General features: G+C 68.1%; 15 protein-coding genes and 1 pseudogene. 6 read left to right on the plus strand and 10 right to left on the minus strand.

Going from position 1 to position 16,870, the window contains the following annotated elements; genetic code table 11:
- Positions 1-16: 16 nt before the first annotated feature.
- Positions 17-430 (minus strand): PaaI family thioesterase, encoded by a 414-nt coding sequence (locus ACU6XJ_RS26635; protein WP_476317398.1) that lies wholly within the window; start codon positions 428-430, stop codon positions 17-19.
- Between the two features lie 77 nt (positions 431-507).
- On the opposite strand from ACU6XJ_RS26635, the gene ACU6XJ_RS26640 reads away from it, so the two are divergent.
- Positions 508-930 (plus strand): MarR family winged helix-turn-helix transcriptional regulator, encoded by a 423-nt coding sequence (locus ACU6XJ_RS26640; protein ID WP_476317401.1) that lies wholly within the window; start codon positions 508-510, stop codon positions 928-930.
- Here ACU6XJ_RS26640 and ACU6XJ_RS26645 read toward each other — a convergent pair.
- Positions 927-1,886, minus strand: coding sequence for a DUF1996 domain-containing protein (locus ACU6XJ_RS26645; protein ID WP_476317404.1), 960 nt, complete (start codon positions 1,884-1,886; stop codon positions 927-929). The two genes, ACU6XJ_RS26640 and ACU6XJ_RS26645, sit on opposite strands and share 4 nt — an antisense overlap.
- Before the next feature lie 17 nt (positions 1,887-1,903).
- Positions 1,904-2,536 (minus strand): DUF6801 domain-containing protein, encoded by a 633-nt coding sequence (locus ACU6XJ_RS26650; RefSeq protein WP_476317407.1) that lies wholly within the window; start codon positions 2,534-2,536, stop codon positions 1,904-1,906.
- Between the two features lie 438 nt (positions 2,537-2,974).
- On the opposite strand from ACU6XJ_RS26650, the gene ACU6XJ_RS26655 reads away from it, so the two are divergent.
- Positions 2,975-4,258, plus strand: a complete 1,284-nt coding sequence (locus ACU6XJ_RS26655) for a PucR-like N-terminal domain-containing protein (RefSeq protein WP_476317410.1) — start codon at positions 2,975-2,977, stop codon at positions 4,256-4,258.
- A gap of 52 nt (positions 4,259-4,310) precedes the next feature.
- Here the strand turns inward: ACU6XJ_RS26655 and ACU6XJ_RS26660 are convergent, their stop codons facing one another.
- The 4 genes from ACU6XJ_RS26660 to eat form a co-directional block, all read right to left on the minus strand.
- On the minus strand, positions 4,311-4,898 hold the full coding sequence (locus ACU6XJ_RS26660) for a hypothetical protein (protein WP_476317413.1): 588 nt from the start codon (positions 4,896-4,898) through the stop codon (positions 4,311-4,313).
- Between the two features lie 314 nt (positions 4,899-5,212).
- Positions 5,213-7,441 (minus strand): terpene synthase family protein, encoded by a 2,229-nt coding sequence (locus ACU6XJ_RS26665; protein ID WP_476317416.1) that lies wholly within the window; start codon positions 7,439-7,441, stop codon positions 5,213-5,215.
- A gap of 164 nt (positions 7,442-7,605) precedes the next feature.
- Positions 7,606-8,361 carry a 3'(2'),5'-bisphosphate nucleotidase CysQ gene (locus ACU6XJ_RS26670; protein WP_476317419.1) on the minus strand — a complete coding sequence of 252 codons (756 nt, stop codon included), beginning with the start codon at positions 8,359-8,361 and terminating at the stop codon, positions 7,606-7,608.
- A gap of 4 nt (positions 8,362-8,365) precedes the next feature.
- Positions 8,366-9,814, minus strand: a complete 1,449-nt coding sequence (gene eat / locus ACU6XJ_RS26675; RefSeq protein WP_476317422.1) for an ethanolamine permease — start codon at positions 9,812-9,814, stop codon at positions 8,366-8,368.
- A 125-nt stretch (positions 9,815-9,939) separates the two neighbouring features.
- Between eat and ACU6XJ_RS26680 the strand changes: the two genes are divergently transcribed.
- A complete protein-coding gene (locus tag ACU6XJ_RS26680) occupies positions 9,940-10,713 on the plus strand; it encodes an alpha/beta fold hydrolase (RefSeq protein WP_476317425.1) in 774 nt (257 codons plus the stop codon).
- Between the two features lie 124 nt (positions 10,714-10,837).
- On the opposite strand, the gene ACU6XJ_RS26685 is transcribed toward ACU6XJ_RS26680, so the two are convergent.
- Positions 10,838-11,707 carry an alpha/beta fold hydrolase gene (locus tag ACU6XJ_RS26685; protein WP_476317428.1) on the minus strand — a complete coding sequence of 290 codons (870 nt, stop codon included), beginning with the start codon at positions 11,705-11,707 and terminating at the stop codon, positions 10,838-10,840.
- A gap of 255 nt (positions 11,708-11,962) precedes the next feature.
- The gene (locus tag ACU6XJ_RS26690) at positions 11,963-12,232 is read right to left on the minus strand and encodes a hypothetical protein (protein WP_476317431.1); all 270 of its coding nucleotides are present in this window, start codon (positions 12,230-12,232) and stop codon (positions 11,963-11,965) included.
- On the opposite strand from ACU6XJ_RS26690, the pseudogene ACU6XJ_RS26695 reads away from it, so the two are divergent.
- Positions 12,231-12,599, plus strand: a pseudogene (locus ACU6XJ_RS26695) (terpene synthase family protein); the annotation flags it as partial. The gene ACU6XJ_RS26690 and the pseudogene ACU6XJ_RS26695 overlap by 2 nt on opposite strands.
- A 374-nt stretch (positions 12,600-12,973) precedes the next feature.
- Here ACU6XJ_RS26695 and ACU6XJ_RS26700 read toward each other — a convergent pair.
- The gene (locus ACU6XJ_RS26700) at positions 12,974-13,660 is read right to left on the minus strand and encodes a S1 family peptidase (protein WP_476317433.1); all 687 of its coding nucleotides are present in this window, start codon (positions 13,658-13,660) and stop codon (positions 12,974-12,976) included.
- A 249-nt stretch (positions 13,661-13,909) separates the two neighbouring features.
- Between ACU6XJ_RS26700 and ACU6XJ_RS26705 the strand changes: the two genes are divergently transcribed.
- Complete coding sequence (locus tag ACU6XJ_RS26705) at positions 13,910-14,845, plus strand: M28 family peptidase (RefSeq protein WP_476317436.1); 936 nt, start codon at positions 13,910-13,912, stop codon at positions 14,843-14,845.
- A gap of 82 nt (positions 14,846-14,927) precedes the next feature.
- Complete coding sequence (locus ACU6XJ_RS26710) at positions 14,928-16,646, plus strand: Xaa-Pro dipeptidyl-peptidase (protein ID WP_476317439.1); 1,719 nt, start codon at positions 14,928-14,930, stop codon at positions 16,644-16,646.
- Positions 16,647-16,870 lie beyond the last annotated feature (224 nt).

Below are 16,870 nucleotides of genomic sequence, written 5' to 3' on the forward strand. Positions count from 1 at the left end.
CGGACATTTGACCGTTTTATGCCCCGACAGTCATCGCCGATCCCTGCGCCGCCGCGCACAGCGTCTCCGCGCCGTCCTCGGCCACCGCCCGGATCTCGCACCGGCAGGTGGCCCGCCTGCGCCCGGCACTCACCACCGAAGCCTCGGCCCGCAGCCGCACACCGTCTCCGGGCCGCAGGTAGTCGATGGCGAACCCGCTGGTGAGGATCGCTGGCCCCAGCGCGGCGCCCGCCGCGAAGGTCAGCGCGTTGTCGGCGAGGTAGGCCAGCACGCCACCGTGCACATACCCGTTCTGCTGCCGCAACTCCTCGCGGATGTCCAGCTCCAGCGTGGCCGCGCCGTCTCCGAACGCGGTGAGCCGGGCCCCGAGCAGCACGCTGAACGGCTGCGCAGCCAGCCCCTGCTGTGCGGTTGTCAGATCCAGCTGCATTCTGCTCCCCCATGGTGCTCACTTCACTAGTGAATTGATGATGGCAACCCGGGCGAAGGGGTGTCAACATCGTCTCCATGACCCAGGACCACCGCCTGTATTTCCTGCTGCAGCGCGCGGCGCACCAGCTGCGCGTGATCGCGGACCGGCGGTGCCTGGACGCGGCGGGGATCACCACCGCGCAGTTGGGCACCCTGTTCGCCTTGGCCGAGCGGCCGGGGCTGCGGCAGCAGGAACTCGCCGCCGAGCTCGGCCAGCGGGAGTCGGCGATCACCGCGATGGTCGGACGGCTGGTGGACGGCGGATGGGTGGCCAAGTCCGCGCATCCCAGCGAGCACCGGGCCGTGGTGCTCGAGCTGACCGCGAAAGGCACCAGGACACTCGCCGACGTCCGGCCCGTGATCACGGAGTTCAACCGCGAGTTGCGCGCGTTGCTCGGTGATGCCGGGTTCGCGGAGACCTCCGCCGCGCTGCGCACCCTCGTCGACTGGCAGCCCTAGCCGTTGTTGATGCGGTCGACCAGTTCGCGGGACAGCGAGTCGGGCATGACGTTGGCGAAGTCGTCGTGGTCGGAGAAGGGGCTGTGCTTGGCCGAGGGGAAGCCGTCCACCGCGAATGCCCTGGCCCGCATGGCGTCGTCGGGGATGTCGTAGCGCAGCGTGATGCGCAGCTGCGGGATCGGCACGAAGCCGGGCGGACAGAAGCCGTTGCGCTGGGCGAAGGTCACGTGGGATCGGTGGTTGGCGCTGTCGGTGTTGCGGCCGTCCCAGCAGCTTGGAAAGTCGTGCACGCGCAGCAGGCTGCTGCCCGCGGGGCACACCGCGTACTTGTTGGAGATGCGGTTCTCGAAACCGGTGCAGGTCCAGGACGCGCGGGCGAAGGTCGGGCCGTTCTCGTTGACCTTGGCATCGCCGTAGAGGATCTTGAGGAAGCGGGGCATCTGCCGCACCTTCTGCACCGGGCTGCCACGCCACTCGATTCTGGCCACCGCCGCCTTCACCACGGCGCCGACGTTGTGGCTCAGGTCGGGGTCCGGGTCGGAGGAGCCCCGGTTGTTGAGCCGCATCACCGGCCAGAAGTAGGCGGACTGGTCGCCGCGTTCACAGGTGGTGCCCGCCGAGGAGAGGCTGAAGTCGTCGGAGAACGCGTCCGTTGACAGGTTGCCCACGTAGTCGTGCAGGTGCTCGGCACCGTTGAACTTGCCGGGGGCGGCGATGAAGTTGTCGCCGTTGTGGTGGTTGTTGAGGTTGGTCCCGCAGTCGATGACCACGGTGCCCCGAGAGGCGTTCGGCCCCGGCTGGACCGTCCTGATCACCGCGGCCTGCGAGATCGGGATGAAATCGCCAGGGAAAGGGCCGAGCGAACTGGCGTGGGTGGTCGGCGCGGAGAACGCGGTAGCGGGTTCTCCGACGGCCATCACGATGATCACCAGGAATACCGCGCACAATCTGTTCACGCCGACCACCCTTTCCGCTAGCTGACCGCGATCGTGGCCAATGCGAGGTCCTGTCCCTCCGCGACGACACACGGCAGGTCGAATGTGCCGAGGTCGGTTTCGGAGCCGTCCGCGCGGCGCGGGGTGACAGTGCCGTTGAACTGCTGCCCGATGGCGAAGGAGATCTCGCCTGGCTTCTTCACGCTGAGGCCCGGAATCGGGCCGGTCACGTTGACGACGGTCTCGCCTTCGGCGGGAACCTTCGTCTTGGGAATGACGAGGCCGTTGAGCGTGACGCCGAGTTCGGTGTCGATGACCTTGACGTCGACATCGGTCGACCCGGTGCCTTCGACGGAATCGGCGCCGATCAGGCGCATCGCGTTCGACACATCCGCGTCAATGGTGACCGCGGTGAGAAAGTCGGTGGGCTGAATCTTTTCGCCTACCTTTCCCGAGTCGGGGAAGGTGATTTTCACCAGCGCCTTGACCGGCTTCTGCCCGATCAGCGGGAACGTGCAGTTGAACGTCACCGGCTTCTCCACGGCCGCGGTGGCCCGCACCGGTGCCTGGGGCGCTGCCGCGGCGACGGTGGCGGCCAGTACGGCCATGCCGAGCGCGGCCAGGGCCGCGGCGCCGCGCAGGGCACCGGAAATGCGCAGAGTTGTGGGCATGCCAATCTCCTCAGACGAAAACCACCAGGTGAAATTCCTTCACGTTCGGCGTGAACGCTACTTTCGGCGCCGCACGCCTCGCAAGGCAGGCAACGAATTGCGGCTATCCGGGTTGCGCGATCCAGCACGTCTTGTCAGGACGGCACAAACGGCGGTGGCCGTTACGCCTTCCCTTACGGATCCGGCCTGGAGTAAAGCGTGTAAACGGCGGTTTCCGCCGCAATCGAATACGTGTCGCGGCAATCGCCTAAATCGGGCGCGGGCCGAACTCGGCGGGGTCGAAGCATGAAAATGTCTGTGACCACTTTACGACTGGCACAGGCGTCCAAGGTTTCTACGGTGTCGACCGTCACTGTGTTCAAGCTGACCCGTTACCAAGGCATGGCCGACGTTCCCCAGTTTGCCGATTTCAGTGCTGTTCTCGGCGGAAGGACGATCATGTTGGTTGACCGGGAATCCCCGGCCGGCACAGCCGCTGTCCAGTCACGACACGTCAGCCGACGCCCCAGGGCGATCCGGCAGAACAACGGCGCGGCGAGCAGGGCGACCCAGCTGTGGGCCTCGCTGCCCCGAGAGCTGGTGCCGCAGTATCGGGCGCACTCCGCCCGGATGGTCCGGGACATGGTGCAGGAGATCCAACGGGCGGTACCGGAGTACGGCCGGATCGAGCACTACCGCAGGACGATGGTAGCCACGGTGGAGGGCGCGATCGCGCATGTGCTCGGCAACGTGGGCAACCCCAACCAGTGCCAGGACAAGTGGGCGGAGCTCATCCAGAAGCTGGGCAGCGCCGAGTACGAGGCGGGCCGCTCGCTGGAGCCGTTGCGCACCGCCTGTCGGATCGGCGGGCGGGTGGCCTGGCGGCACGCGGTGGCCATCGCCAAGTACACCGGCGCCTCCGCCGACCTCCTGTTCCTCATCGGTGAGGCGATCTTCACCTATATCGAGGAGCTCAACTCCCTGGCCGTTGACGGCTATTCCTCGGCAGAGGCGAAGGCCGCGGCATCCCGGGAACGCAGGCGGCGGCAGCTGTTGGAGACGCTGCTCGCCGAGCCCGCGGCCGCGCCGGAGGCGCTCGCCCAGTTGGCCGAGGAGACCCAGTGGGCGCTGCCGGAGCGGGTGACCGCAGTAGCGCTGGAGTCCCGCGGCGGCCGGAGCGCGGAGCGACTGCCGGACACCGTGCTGGCCGATCTGGACCACCCGGAGCCCTATCTGCTGGTCCCGGACCTCGACCAACTCAAGCAGCTGGGCAAGTTGCTGCCCGGCTGGTGGCTGGCCACCGGACCGGAGATGCCGCTGGCCGAGGCGCCGACCTCACTGCGGCTGGCTCGCCGGGCACTGGGCCTGGTGCGGCGCGGGATCATCCAGGAGATGCCGGTGGTCCGGTGCACCGACCACTTCGTCACCATGTGGCTGTTCTCCGACGAGTCGCTCACCAGCCAGGTCTCCCAGCGCTGTCTGGCTCCGCTGGCGGCGCTGTCGATGAACCAGCGCAAGCGGCTGGCGGAGACGCTGCTGTCCTGGCTGGAGAACCGGGGCAGCGCGCCCGAGGTCAGCAAGAGCCTCGGCGTGCACCCGCAGACCGTGCGGTACCGGATGCACCAGATCGAGGACCTGTTCGGCGACCGCCTGAACAACCCCGACGATCGTCTGGAGCTCGAGATCGCCCTCCGGGCACAGCGCCTGCTCGCCTCGAACCTGGGGCAAGCAGTCCGGAGGTAGAAAACGAAGGTGGGGCGGCTCGACCGAGCCGCCCCACCTTCGCGTTCACGGACTACTTCTTGAGCTTGAGCTCCACCTTGAGCGTGTTGTCCGGCCCGGAGGCCAGCATCGACACGATCGGGGTGACAATGCCGCAGTTGGCGAAGCCACCGATATCGAATTTCGACTCGATGATGCCACCCTTGGTCGGGTCGAAAGCACTACCGGAAACCAGCGGAATGTTCAACGGCTCGGACAGGCCGCAGTCATTTCCGGCAGGCACCGGGAAAACAAATCCCGCCCGGACGTTGCTGAGTCGGATATTCATCCCCAGCGTGGCGGTGACCTTACCGTCCTTCAGGTTGCCCTTGACCGGACCGACGGGAATGAATTCCACATCGGAGGAGACCGGCATGAAGAGGAACGCGTTGAACGCCGCGGTCGACGGCGGAAGCTCCAGGTCGCCGGTGAAGTCACCGGTCTTCAGGTCGATGTTGGCCACCAGTCTGCCAGGCCCGAGTGCCATGTCGGCGTTGGGTTTGGCCAGGTGGGTGCTACCGATGATCTCGTAGGTGAATTGGGCGGGCGCGGCATTGGCCGTCCCTGCGAAGCCGGTTATCGCCGCTCCGAGTGCGGTCACCATAACCGAGGCAATCGTCATACGCCGAAATCTGCTCGGCCGGTATGTGGATTTGTTCACGGGTGTCCTCCTGTTTCACAATACCGACTGGCCGAAACGAAAATCGGACTTTTCGCACGGCGAGGTACCGAGGACAACTTTATGGTTCCGTAACCAGGCGACACAACGGCGCGAAATGTAGCCGGTGAATACACCACCATTCTTAGTGGCGCGGCTCGAAAATGACGGTCATCTTGTCATGGCGCATCAACGCCAACAGCCACCTGCCGCGAATGCGTGCGGCAGGTGGCTGTCCGGGCGCCGTCCCGGCGAAGCGTCGAGTAGCGGTCGAGCAGCTAGTGAGGGGCTGCCGACGGGCTAAGCCGGGCGGCGGAGGTGCCGAGGCCGGTCGGAGCAAGGGTGAACGCCTCGCGGAGCAGGCCTTCGTGGTGACGCTTGAGCTCGTTCTCCCGGTAGCGCCTGCACTGGACGTGCCACTCCATGATCCCGGCCATCCAGTCCTTGAGCTTCTCGGCATGCCGGTTCAGCGCGGCGCGGGACTCCTCGTCCAGTCCGAAGTCCTCGAACAGCTTGGGCAGGTCGTTGGCCACGATGTGCTCGAACTGCTGCATGCGCTGGGTCATCAGCCGGTTGACGATGTCGCGGGCCTGGATGCGGTCGATGTCGAGGAACCTCTCCACGACCAGCACCATGTTGTGCACCTCGAGCTCGTACTTGATCTCCTTCTGGTAGGAGAAGACGTCGTTGGTGAAGCAGGCGTAGTCCTGGGCGGCGGTCTCCATCTCGCGGATGGTGCGGTGGTGGAAAATCTCCGGGTCGAGGACGTCGAAGTCGGCCAGTTTGCGCAGCGACATGGTCATATCTGACCCGAAGGTCTTGCGGCGCATCTCCACGTAGTCGACGGGGTCCGGCACCCGGTTCTCCGACTGGTTGGCGACCTCCCACACCCAGGCCTCGGCCATGTCCTCGACCGCCTTGCGGAACACCCGCCGCGCCTCGCGGCTCATCGGCCCCGCGGTGCGCCGCCACAGATCGGCCAGCCCCCGCTCCATGGGCCCGACCGGCTCGGGCATCGGCTCATCGTCGAGCGGCATGAACAGCGAGAACCGCTCGGTGGTGGCCATCGCCGCGGGCACGTTGCGGGCGAGGCCGAAGACGAACGGGTAGTAGTCGTCGCCGTAGGTGCCCCAGGACAGCCAGTCCCCGGTCAGGAACAGCTCCTCCTTGGACGCCTCGTTGTGGATCATCGCGCCGCAGTGCACGAGGTCGAAGACCTGGAAGCGGCGGGCGTCCCACACCGGCCGCGCCGCGCCGGGCGGCGTGTCGAAGAAGCCCATGTCGCGGGCCCATTCCTCGGTGTAGCGGCGGGCCTCGTCCAGGTGCGGGCTGGTCTTGAACGGATACGGCAGGTAGAAGTCGGGCAGCGGCAGCGGACCGGTGTCCTGGAACGGGATGTAGCCGTGCGCGCGCCAGCGTTCCCGCAGGCCCAGGTTCTCCGGGCCGACCCGCATCGCGGAGGTGCCGATTCCGTCGCGGGCGCCCATGCCGGGGTGCGTGCCGACGGCCTCGGCGTTCATGTAGCGGCTGGAGCGGACATGCCATTCGTGGCCGCCCGCCTGCCAATCCTGCAGGCCCTTGACGTAGGCGCCGACGGCCAATGCCTCCGGCAACGGAGTGCCGGTGCTCGCCAGCAGCGTGGGCACCTCGGTCAGTGCGGTGTTCTCGAACTGCTGCAACCGCGAGGTCAGCAGCTGGTTGGTGAGCTCGGCGGCGTCCTGAGTGGAGCAGTCGAAGAACCGCTCGAACACCAGGACCGCGTTGGAGTTCTCGCCCTCCTCCCGCACCTCGCGCTGGTAGGAGAAGATGTCGTTGCGCAGGTGGATGCCGTCGGCGAAGGTGTCGGTGAGCACCTGTAGCGGCCGGGTGGCGGCCAGCGCGTCGGGCACCTCGGCGCCAACGGCGTACTCCACCAGGTTCGCCGACCAGGGCGCCCCGCCGACGCGGCGGCGCATCTGGATGTACTCGATCGGGTTGGCGATGCGCCCGATGTCGATGTTCACCAACTCCCACATGGACTCGACCATGAGGTTGTGGGTGCTGCGGATGAACCGCTCCCGCCACTGGTCGGACATGGCCGGGACGGTGCGCGCCCACAGGTCCTTCAGGCCCGCCTCGGCCGGGTTGGTCACCTTCGGCGACCGCCCGCCCCTGCGGGTCATGAACCGCTCCAGCCGGTTCAGATAGGCCTGCCCGCCCTTGAGGTCGCGGGTGTGCTTGTACATCTCGAGGAAGTGGTCGTCGAAGAAGAAGACCCACACGTACCAGTCGGTGATCAGATCAAGGGTGGGGCCGTCGCAGTCCGGGTGGGTGTAGCCGCACATCAGGCCGTAGTCCATCGCGGCGAGAGCGTCCTCGGTCCACACCACGCCGCCGCCCGGCGCCGGGTAGTCGAGCATGCCCATCTCGCGGGCCCATTCCATGGTGTGCGCGCGGGAGCGCTCCACGTTCGGGTTCAGGCGGGCGGGATAGGGCATGTAGAAATCGGGCAGCGTGAACGCCTGCATGAGCGCGCCTACTCCTTGTGAGCCGACTCGGTCCAAAGCCGGAAGGTCGAGTCAGTTGGGCTGATCGTCGTGGCCACGGAGGTACTGCAGGGCAGTTGTCAGCCTGCTGCGCAGGGACGCAAGTGGTCAATGACCCGATCGGGATGGACCGGACGGCCGGGCGGTCACTCAGGGGCGTCTTCGCTGCTCACTTCACGCACCGCCGCCACCAGCGCGGCGCCGAGCGCCGGGTGGCAGACGATGAGATCCGGCAGATAGGGGTCGGCGTTGTTGTAGACCAGGGGTGAGCCGTCCAGTCTGGACGCGTGGAAGCCCGCTGCCCTGGCGACCGCGACGGGGGCGGCGCTGTCCCACTCGTACTGTCCGCCCGCGTGGAGGTAGGCGTCCACCTCGCCGGTGATCACGGCGGCAGTCTTGGCGCCCGCGGAGCCGATGTGCACCACCTCGAAATCCAGGAGCCTCGCCAAGCCTGCGAGCACCGCGGGCGGTCGGGTGCGGCTGACCGCGATCCGTACGGGTGTGGCGTGTGTCGGCGCGGGTGCAGGCGGATTGTCGGTGCACAGCACGACCTGGCGGGCGGGCAGCCCCAGTGCCCCGGCGGTCAGGTCGCCGTTCTCCCAGAGCGCGATGTGCACCGCCCAGTCCCGCCTGCCTGCCTCGCTGTACTCACGGGTGCCGTCCAAGGGGTCGACGATCCACACCCGCCGCGCGTCGAGCCGCGCCGCGGAGTCGGCTCCCTCTTCGGACAGCACCGCGTCACCGGGGCGGTGCTCGGCGAGCGCACCCACGATGAACTCGTGTGCCGCGCGGTCGGCGATACGGCCAAGCTCGGGGCCAGGCGGGTGCGCATGCCGCAGGTCCAGCAACAGATCTCCGGCGACCGCGGCGAGGTTTCCGGCCAGTGCGTGATCGTCGCCCATGGTCCTATCGTTCCAGTTCCGCCTCCGCCTTTTCGATCGCCTCGAACTCCTCCTCTGGGGCGTCGGCCACCAGGCGGTGGCGGCTGTACAGCCAGAAGTAGCCGATGGCGACGCAGAAGATGCCCGCGGTGATCGCGGCGGCCACCTCGTCGACGAAGAACGTCGCCACCACCGCGGCCACCGCGAGCACCAGCGCGATGGAGGTGGTGACGAGACCGCCGGGCGTCCGGTATGGACGGTCCAGTTCCGGCTCGCGGATGCGGAGCACGATGTGCGCCAGCATCATCAGCACATAGGAGACGGTCGCCCCGAAGACGGCGATGTTGATCAGCAGCGCGCCGTCCCTGGTGATGGCGGCCAGCGTGAAGCCGATCCCGGCGGGGACCAGCAGGGCGAGGTACGGGGTCTTGCGGGAACCGGTGACGGACAACCAGCGCGGGAAGTACCCGGCGCGGCTCAGCGCGAAGAGTTGACGTGAGTAGGCGTAGATGATGGAGAAGAAGCTCGCGACCAGGCCCGCCAGGCCGACGTAGTTGACGAAGGCCGCGAGCCTGCCGTCGCCAAGCGCGGTGCGCAGGGCGAGCGGCAGCGGGTTGTCGGAGGACCGGATGGTTTCCGCGCCCGCGCCGCCGGGGGCGGTCACCACGATGAGTGCGGCGAAGGCGAGAAGCACGAGCATCGCGGCGATGATGCCGCGGGGCATGTCCCGCTTGGGGTCGCGGGCTTCCTCCGCGGCCAGCGGGACGCCCTCGATGGCCAGGAAGAACCAGATGCCGTAGACCAGCGCGGCCAGGATGCCGGTGACGCCGAACGGCAGGAACGCGCTGGCGCCCGCGGCGTCGGTGGGGGCGATGGTCAGCAGGTTGTCGATGCGGAAGTGCGGGATCATCGCGACCACGAAGACGATGAGGCCGACGACGGCGATGCCGGTGATGACGAACATCAGCCGCAGCGCCTCGCCAACGCCCCACAGGTGGATGCCGACGAAGATCGCGTAGCAGGCGAGGTAGACGGGCCAGCCGTTTGTGAGTCCGAAGAGACCCAGTGCTTCGACGTAGCCGCCGATGAACACGGAGATCGCGGCGGGGGCGATGGCGTACTCGATGAGGATGGCCGTGCCGGTGGCGAACCCGCCCAGCGGGCCCAAGGCTCGGCGGGCGAAGCCGTAGCCCGCGCCCGCGACCGGGATGGCGGAGGCCAGCTCGGCGAGGCCGAACACCATGCAGGTGTACATGGTGGCCATCAGGATGGTGGCGATCAGCAGCCCGCCGAAGCCACCGACGTTCAGGCCGAAGTTCCAGCCGGCGAAGTCACCGGAGATGACGTAGGAGACACCGAGCCCGGCCAGCAGGACCCAGCCCGCCGCGCCCCGTTTCAACTGGCGTCGCTCCAGGTACCCGGCATCGACGCGCTCGTACTCCGCTCCCCCGACCTGCAGCTTGTCCGTCGCCACCGATCACTCCTCGCCTCGCAGGGTTGCCCCGGATGCTCTCATTTCTCCCAATGGGCTGTCCTTAGTCCATTGGCGTTCGTTTGTCCGCAGGCATCGCTAGGCTCGGCTGGGGAAAGGGCGTGCGGATGACGTTGAGTCACACGGTGACCGGCCACGGTGAACCGGTGGTGTTGATCCACGGCGGTTCCACCGACAGCAGGACCTCGACCGCGGAGGTCCCGGCCTTGGCGCGACGCCACCGGGTGCTGAACTACGACCTGCGAGGCCAGGGCTCTTCGGACACACCGACCGCGGAGTTCAGCCACCACGAGGACCTCCGCGTCTTGACGGCGGCCCTCGGAATGGACAGGGCCACCCTGGTCGGGCACTCGATGGGCGCCAGGATCGCGGTGGACTACGCCCTGACCCACCCGCACCGGGTGGCCGCGCTGGTGCTGGTGGCCCCGGTGCTCAGCGGGATGACCTTCCGCGACCCGTTCGTCACCGAGCACCTGCGGAGGCTGGGCGAGGCCAGGGCGGCGGGCGACGAGGCGGGGGTGGTGGAGAACATCCTGCGGATGTGGGTGGACGGCCCTCACCGGCCACCGGAGGAGGTGGACTCCGAGGTGCGGGCGCGCAGCCGGGAGATGATCGCGGACACCGTGCGAATCCACGGGCGGGCAGGCCAGTTCTCGACCGAACTCGACGCCGTCACCCGACTCCAGGAACTGGACGCCGACACGCTGGTGCTGGTGCTGGTGGGCAGCGTGGACAACGCCGATGTGCATGCCATGGTGGAACTGCTGATCCACGACGCCCCGAACGCCCGCAAGGTCACCTTCGACGATGCGGGCCACATGCTGAACCTGGAGCGGCCCGCGGAGTTCAGCCGCGAGGTGCGGGAGTTCCTTGCCCGCTAGCTGCGCGTAGCCGGTGATCTTGATGCGCAGGGCGGTGGCCACCGGCTCGCGGTAGGTCCCGTCGTGTCCTCAAGTCGGAGTCGTGATGAGGGGTCACTCGCGGCGCCGCAAGAGTGCTGATGTGTCAGGTCAATCCGGCCGTGTCATCAGGGACAACCTCGGCGCGGCCAGCGCGGCTGGTGCCTTGAGCGTGCTTGGCCACGAACTCGGAGATCGTGGAGGCGATCAGCGACGGGTTCTCCAACATCGGCACGTGCCCCACGCCGGGCAGCACGGTCCGCTCGGCTGAGGCGGGCAGCAGTTCCTGGAACATCCGCCCGTACACCCGCGGCGGCAGCAGCACGTCACGCTCGCACAGGGCGAGCAGCGTCGGCGCCTTCACCAGGTCGAGGCCGGTGATGCCGCCGTCGCGCAGCCCCGACCACAGGGTGCCCAGGTACGCCGGACAGTTCGTGGACGCCCGCAGCAGCCGCAGCGCGACCTCCGGGCTGACCGCGGCGCCGTTGACCACCAGCGCGCGCAGCACCTGCTGCTGGATGAAGCGCCTGGTGAGGATGCGGTCGCCGAGCAGGCGGCCGATCACCGCGGCCGGGAAGCGGAGCAGGAACCAGAGGCCGATGCGGGTGGAGGCCAGCGAGATCTGACGCCAACCGCCCGCTGGGGCGATGGCGGTGACGGACCGGGCGCGGCCCCGGCGTTCCAGTTCGAACGCGACCCAGCCGCCCAGGGAGTTGCCGACGATATGCGCGGTGTCCCAGCCCGCCTCGTCCATGACACGTTCCAGCGCGTCGGCGTAGTTGCGGATGTTGACCTCGCGGAAGCGGGTCTTCGGGCCGCCCCAGTGCCCGGCCATGGTCGCGGCGATGACCTCGTGGTTCGGCGCGAGTTCTTCGATGACGCGGTCCCACACGTGGTGGGACAGGGAGAAGGCGTGGATCAGCAGCACCGGCTCGCCGCTGCCGGTCCGCACCATCGGAGTGGCTGTCACCCGCATGATCACCTCCACGAGGTTACTGCGGGTAAGTTACTCGACAGTTCGTTTCGTGTCGAGAGCGCCCGGACGGGCGGGTCCGGGCGCCTCGGCTCATCGGCTCCTCGGTCAGCGCCGCACTCCATCCCCGTTGCCGTCGTCAGGGAAACAGAGCAACAGACTCAAATAGCTGTTCATCTCAAGCCCGGGCCGCTCGGGTTCGGCGTCCAGCTCCTGTAGTGCTAAAACCTGCTCCATCTTGGTTTCTTTCCGTTGGGATCACCGAGGCCGGGCGCGGTTCGCGCCCGGTCGCTTGGTAGGGGACCTGTGGGAGTCCAGCAGCGGGAGAAACTCGCATTCCCGGTCGTGCACGGTGGCCAGTGCCAGCACCACGCCCGCGGCGCCGGTGGCCAGATCCATGGACAGCCGGTGCAATCCGTCGCCCGCGAAGGCGAGACCGCCTCCGTAGTCGATGGCGGGCATGACGCAGCGCGCGTTGAAGAACCCGTGGCGGCCGCTGCCCGCGGTGAACAGGTATGTCGCGGGCATGCAGGACATCGGCCGCAGCCTGGAGTCCTGCGCGACGCCGACCCAGTGGACCCGGTACGTCAACGCCCACCGCAAATGGCTCTACGGCGTGGCGTGGCAGATCGGCAACCGAGCCCGGGACCGGATGCCCCCGCTCAACGAGTACACCTCGATGCGGCTGTGCAGCTGCGGCGGACCGCCGACGCTGGCCATGCTGGAGATCGCCAACGATGCCGAGGTGCCCGCCAAGGAGTTCGACTCGCCGCAGGTCCGCGCGGTCACCGAGATGGCCACACTCGTCGCGGCTTGGGACAACGACCTGCATTCCTACCGCAAGGAGGCCGACCTCGACCACGCCGACCAGAACCTGGTGAACGTGTTGATCGCGGAGTTCGGCTGGAGCCTCGAGCACGCGGTGTTCGAGGCGTTCGCGCTGCGCGACCAGGTGATGGACATGTTCCTACGGCTGCGCGAGCGCATCGCCAACCGGCGGGTGAGCCGCGCCCTGCGCATGTACCTGGCCTGCCTCGGCCACGCCATCCGCGGCAACATCGACTGGGCGCTGAAGGCCCCCCGCTACACCAGCTACACCGACCCCGAGTTCAAACCGGCCCCGAACCGGCGGGCGCCTCGGGCTGCACCACCACACCGACGGTGTCCGAGGGCGCCACTCTCCCCATCCCGGCCATCGCCTCCTGGTGGGACGTCATGGACGCCTGACCCTGGAGAGCCGCGCCGTGGCGGCTCCCCAGGGCGCCGGGCTCAGATGCCCGAGGTCTGGCGGATCCAGGCGCGGCCGGAGGCCACGCTGGCGTACCACTGGTTCCCGCTGCAGTTGGCAGTGGAGGCAACGCCGACGATGGTGTTGTTGTACATCTGCGGACCGCCGGAGTCGCCCTTCCATGCGTAGCCGTTCTGGCCTCGGCTGGCCAGCGCGGGACCGTTGTAGGCGTCCTGGCCGATGCTGGTGAAGGTCACGTTCGCGCGCTTGAGCTGGCGGGGCAGGGTGCCGTTGCAGTTCTCGCCGCCCCAGCCGTAGATCTGGTTGGTGGAGTTGCGCGGCGGATCCTGGCTGGCCAGCGCGGCGGGGGTGGCGCTGACGGTGGTGGACAGGCGCAGCAGTGCGAGGTCGCCCCGGCTGTAGCCGTGGGTGCTCGCGACGCTGGCCTGCTGGCCTTGCTCCTTGACCACGTTGCCAACCCGGACGCTCATGTTGGAGCCGAGGCAGTGTCGGGCGGTGAGCACCCACTGGGTGCCGATCACGCTGCCGGAGCAGGTGAAGCGGCCGTTGATGTAGACGGCCGCGGCCCAGGGCGCGGAGGCGACGTTCTCTCCGCCCACGATGTAGGGCTGGATGTCGTCGGAGGCGATGGCGGGGGCAGGGCCGACCATGTTCAGGGTCGTGCCCAACACGATGCCGCTGATGGCGGCGAACAGTGTGCGACGCACAGAGACTCCCTTCCCGGCCGCAGGCAAGGTCGCGGTCGGAAATGTCTTTGTTTTGCAGGGATTTTCACGGTAGACCCGCCACCAGAGGACGCGGGTGGCGGTTTTGGGACTACCGGCGCGCGGGCTGGGAGTTTCGGCACCTGTCGAAAGCGGGCGGCCGGACTCGCGACAACAGGCTGGTGCTCTCCCCCGCCCACCCGTGATTCGTTGGGTTTTCGCCTGCTCCATCCCTGCTGCAAGGAGAAAGCGATGAGATTCCTCGATCGGCTCGGCGGCGCGGTTGTGGCCGCCTCGGTCGTCGTACTCGGGCTGACCGCACCGTCCGCCACCGCCATACCCACCTCCACCAACGACACGATCGCCACGGTCGCCGCGCTGCCGGAGATTCCGGCCGAGAACCTGATGGTGCACCTGCGGGCGTTCCAGTCCATCGCGGACCGCAACGGCGGCAACCGGACACACGGCCGACCCGGCTACAAGGCATCCGTGGACTACGTGAAGTCCACCCTGGAAGCCGCGGGCTACAAGACGGTGCTCCAGTCGTTCACCTACAACGGCGCGACAAGCTGGAACCTGACCGCCGACTGGCCGGTCGGCGACCCGAACCAGATCATCTTCCTCGGCGGTCACCTCGACGGCGTGGCCGCGGGCCCTGGCATCAACGACAACGCCACCGGTTCGGCCGCGGTGTTGGAGACCGCGCTGACCACGGCGAAGTCCAACCTGAAAACCACCAAGCGGCTGCGGTTCGGCTGGTGGGGCACCGAGGAGCAGGGGCTGGTCGGCTCCCGGTATCACACCAACAACCTGCCGCAGTCCGAGCGCGCCAAGATCAAGGCGTACCTGAACTTCGACATGGTGGGCGCGAAGGCCACCACCACCTGGAATGTCTACAACTCGACGGCGAGTATCCGGGACACCTTCGTGGAGTACTTCCGGAGCAAGAACATCCCGTACCGGCTGAGCAACGTGGCGGGCAACTCCGACCACGCGTCGTTCCAGCGGATCGGGGTGCCGATCGGCGGCATCTCCAGCGGTAACGACCCCTGCTACCACTCGCGCTGCGACAACATCAACAACATCGCGGCGAAGGTGATGGGCGTGAGCACCAACGCGGCCGCCTACACCGGCTGGAAGCTGGCAGGCGCCACCGCTCCCCCCGTCCACCTGCCCGCGGCGGCCTGACCTGGCGCTTCGGTTGAGTCGTGAGTGCGGGGTCGCCGTGAAACGCGACTCCGCACTCACGAGTCCCCAGAAGGGAATGAACATGGTTCGTACCACGAGCCGCCTGGTCGTGGCGGGGCTCCTCATCGCAGGACACGCGGTGGCGCCGGTCGCCTCCGCCGCGCCCGATGCTGGCGCCGTCGCGGAGCGGGTCTTCGTCGAGACCACAGTGGACAGTGACCGCAATGGCCGCCCGGACCGGGTGGCCATCGACATCAGCCGCCCATCGGGCAGCACGAAGGTGCCGGTGATCTTCGAGCATAGCCCGTACCGTTCGGGCCTCGGCCCGGTGCCCCGGCACCAGGTCAATGTGGATCGGCTGCCGCAGGAGGGCCTGTTCCCCCGCAGCCTGTCTCAGCCCGAGCCGGGCACCGCCGCGAAGGCGATGGCACCGGACTGGATGGTGGACTATTTCGTGCCGCGCGGCTATGCCGTCGTGCACGGCCACAGCATCGGCACCGGAGCCTCCGAGGGCTGCCCCACCAGCGGCGATGCCAAGGAGACGCTGAGCACCACGGCGGTGGTCGACTGGCTCAACGGCCGCGCCAAGGCCTTCGACTCCGGCGGGCGGCCGGTGACGGCGACCTGGAGCACCGGCAAGGTCGGCATGACCGGGGTGTCCTACAACGGCACGCTGCCCAATATGGCCGCGACCACCGGTGTTGACGGTCTGCGCACGATCGTGCCGGTCGCCGCGTTGTCCAACTGGTACGACTACTACCGCGCCAACGGTTTGGTCGTCGCGCCCGGCGGCTGGCAGGGCGAGGACACCGACGGCCTGGCCAAGGGCGTGGTGACCCGCAGCGGCTGCGACGACGAGATCGCCGAATTGACCCGCGGCCAGGACCGGGTGACCGGTGACTACACCAAGTTCTGGGCCGACCGCGACTACACCAGGCTGGCGGGCCAGGTGAAGGCCAGCGTGTTCGTGGTGCACGGCCATTCGGACTGGAACGTCAAGGGCAAGCAGTACTCGCAGTGGTGGGAGGCGCTGCGCCAACACAATGTGCCGCGCAAGATCTGGCTGCACCGCGGCGGTCACGGTCCGCCGTCCCGCAGCGACTACCAGTCGACGCTGCTGCGCTGGTTCGACTACTGGCTCAAGGGCACCGACAACGGCATCATGCGCGAGCCGATGGCGCAGGTGCAGCACGCCGACGGCAACTGGCGGACGATGGCCGACTGGCCGGACCCCGCCGCCCGTCAGGTGACCTACCACCTGGGCACCGACTCGGCCACCGCCCCCGGTCGCCTCGCCCCCGCGCAGGCAGGCGGCGCCGATCAGTCCTTTGTGGACCAGGGCCGCAGCACCGCGGCGGGCAACCTGGTGTCCGGTCCGGACGCCGCGAACGCGGCCCGGCTGGTGTACCGCTCGGACCCGTTGCCGACCGCGAAACGGCTGTCCGGCACGGTGACCGTCGACCTCCGGGTCGCGATCGAGAACCGCAACGACGCCAACCTCACCGCCCTGCTGGTCGACTACGGCCCCGCGGGCAGCAGCGCGGCCCCGGTGATCGTCACCCGAGGCTGGCTGGACCCGCAAAATCGCAACTCCGTCACCGCGGGCGAGAAGGTGACCCAGGGCCAGACCTATGCCATGCGCTTCGACATGCAGCCCAAGGACCACGTTTTCGCCGCGGGCAGACGGATCGGGCTGGTGGTGATCTCCACCGACTACGACTACACCCTCCGCCCGTTGGCGGGTTCCCGCCTGCGCCTCACCCCGACGGGAAGCACGGTGACCATTCCGCTCGCGGGCTGATCACCGGGGCCACCGGTCCGGGGCCGCGGAATACCGCCGCCCCGGACCGGTTCTCGGTTGACGGACGGATGTTAAGCGTGGCGAGATCGGCTCACCATGCCGCCGGGTTCGGCCGTGTGGTCACAGACTCGAGGTAGAAGGCGGAATGCAGGAGTGTCACCCTGGTGGCGCTGTCCGATCGCATCGGTTCCAAACTCACCGGCGAGATGGGCTTGACTCCCCCC

This window comes from Actinorectispora metalli (genome assembly GCF_056323685.1).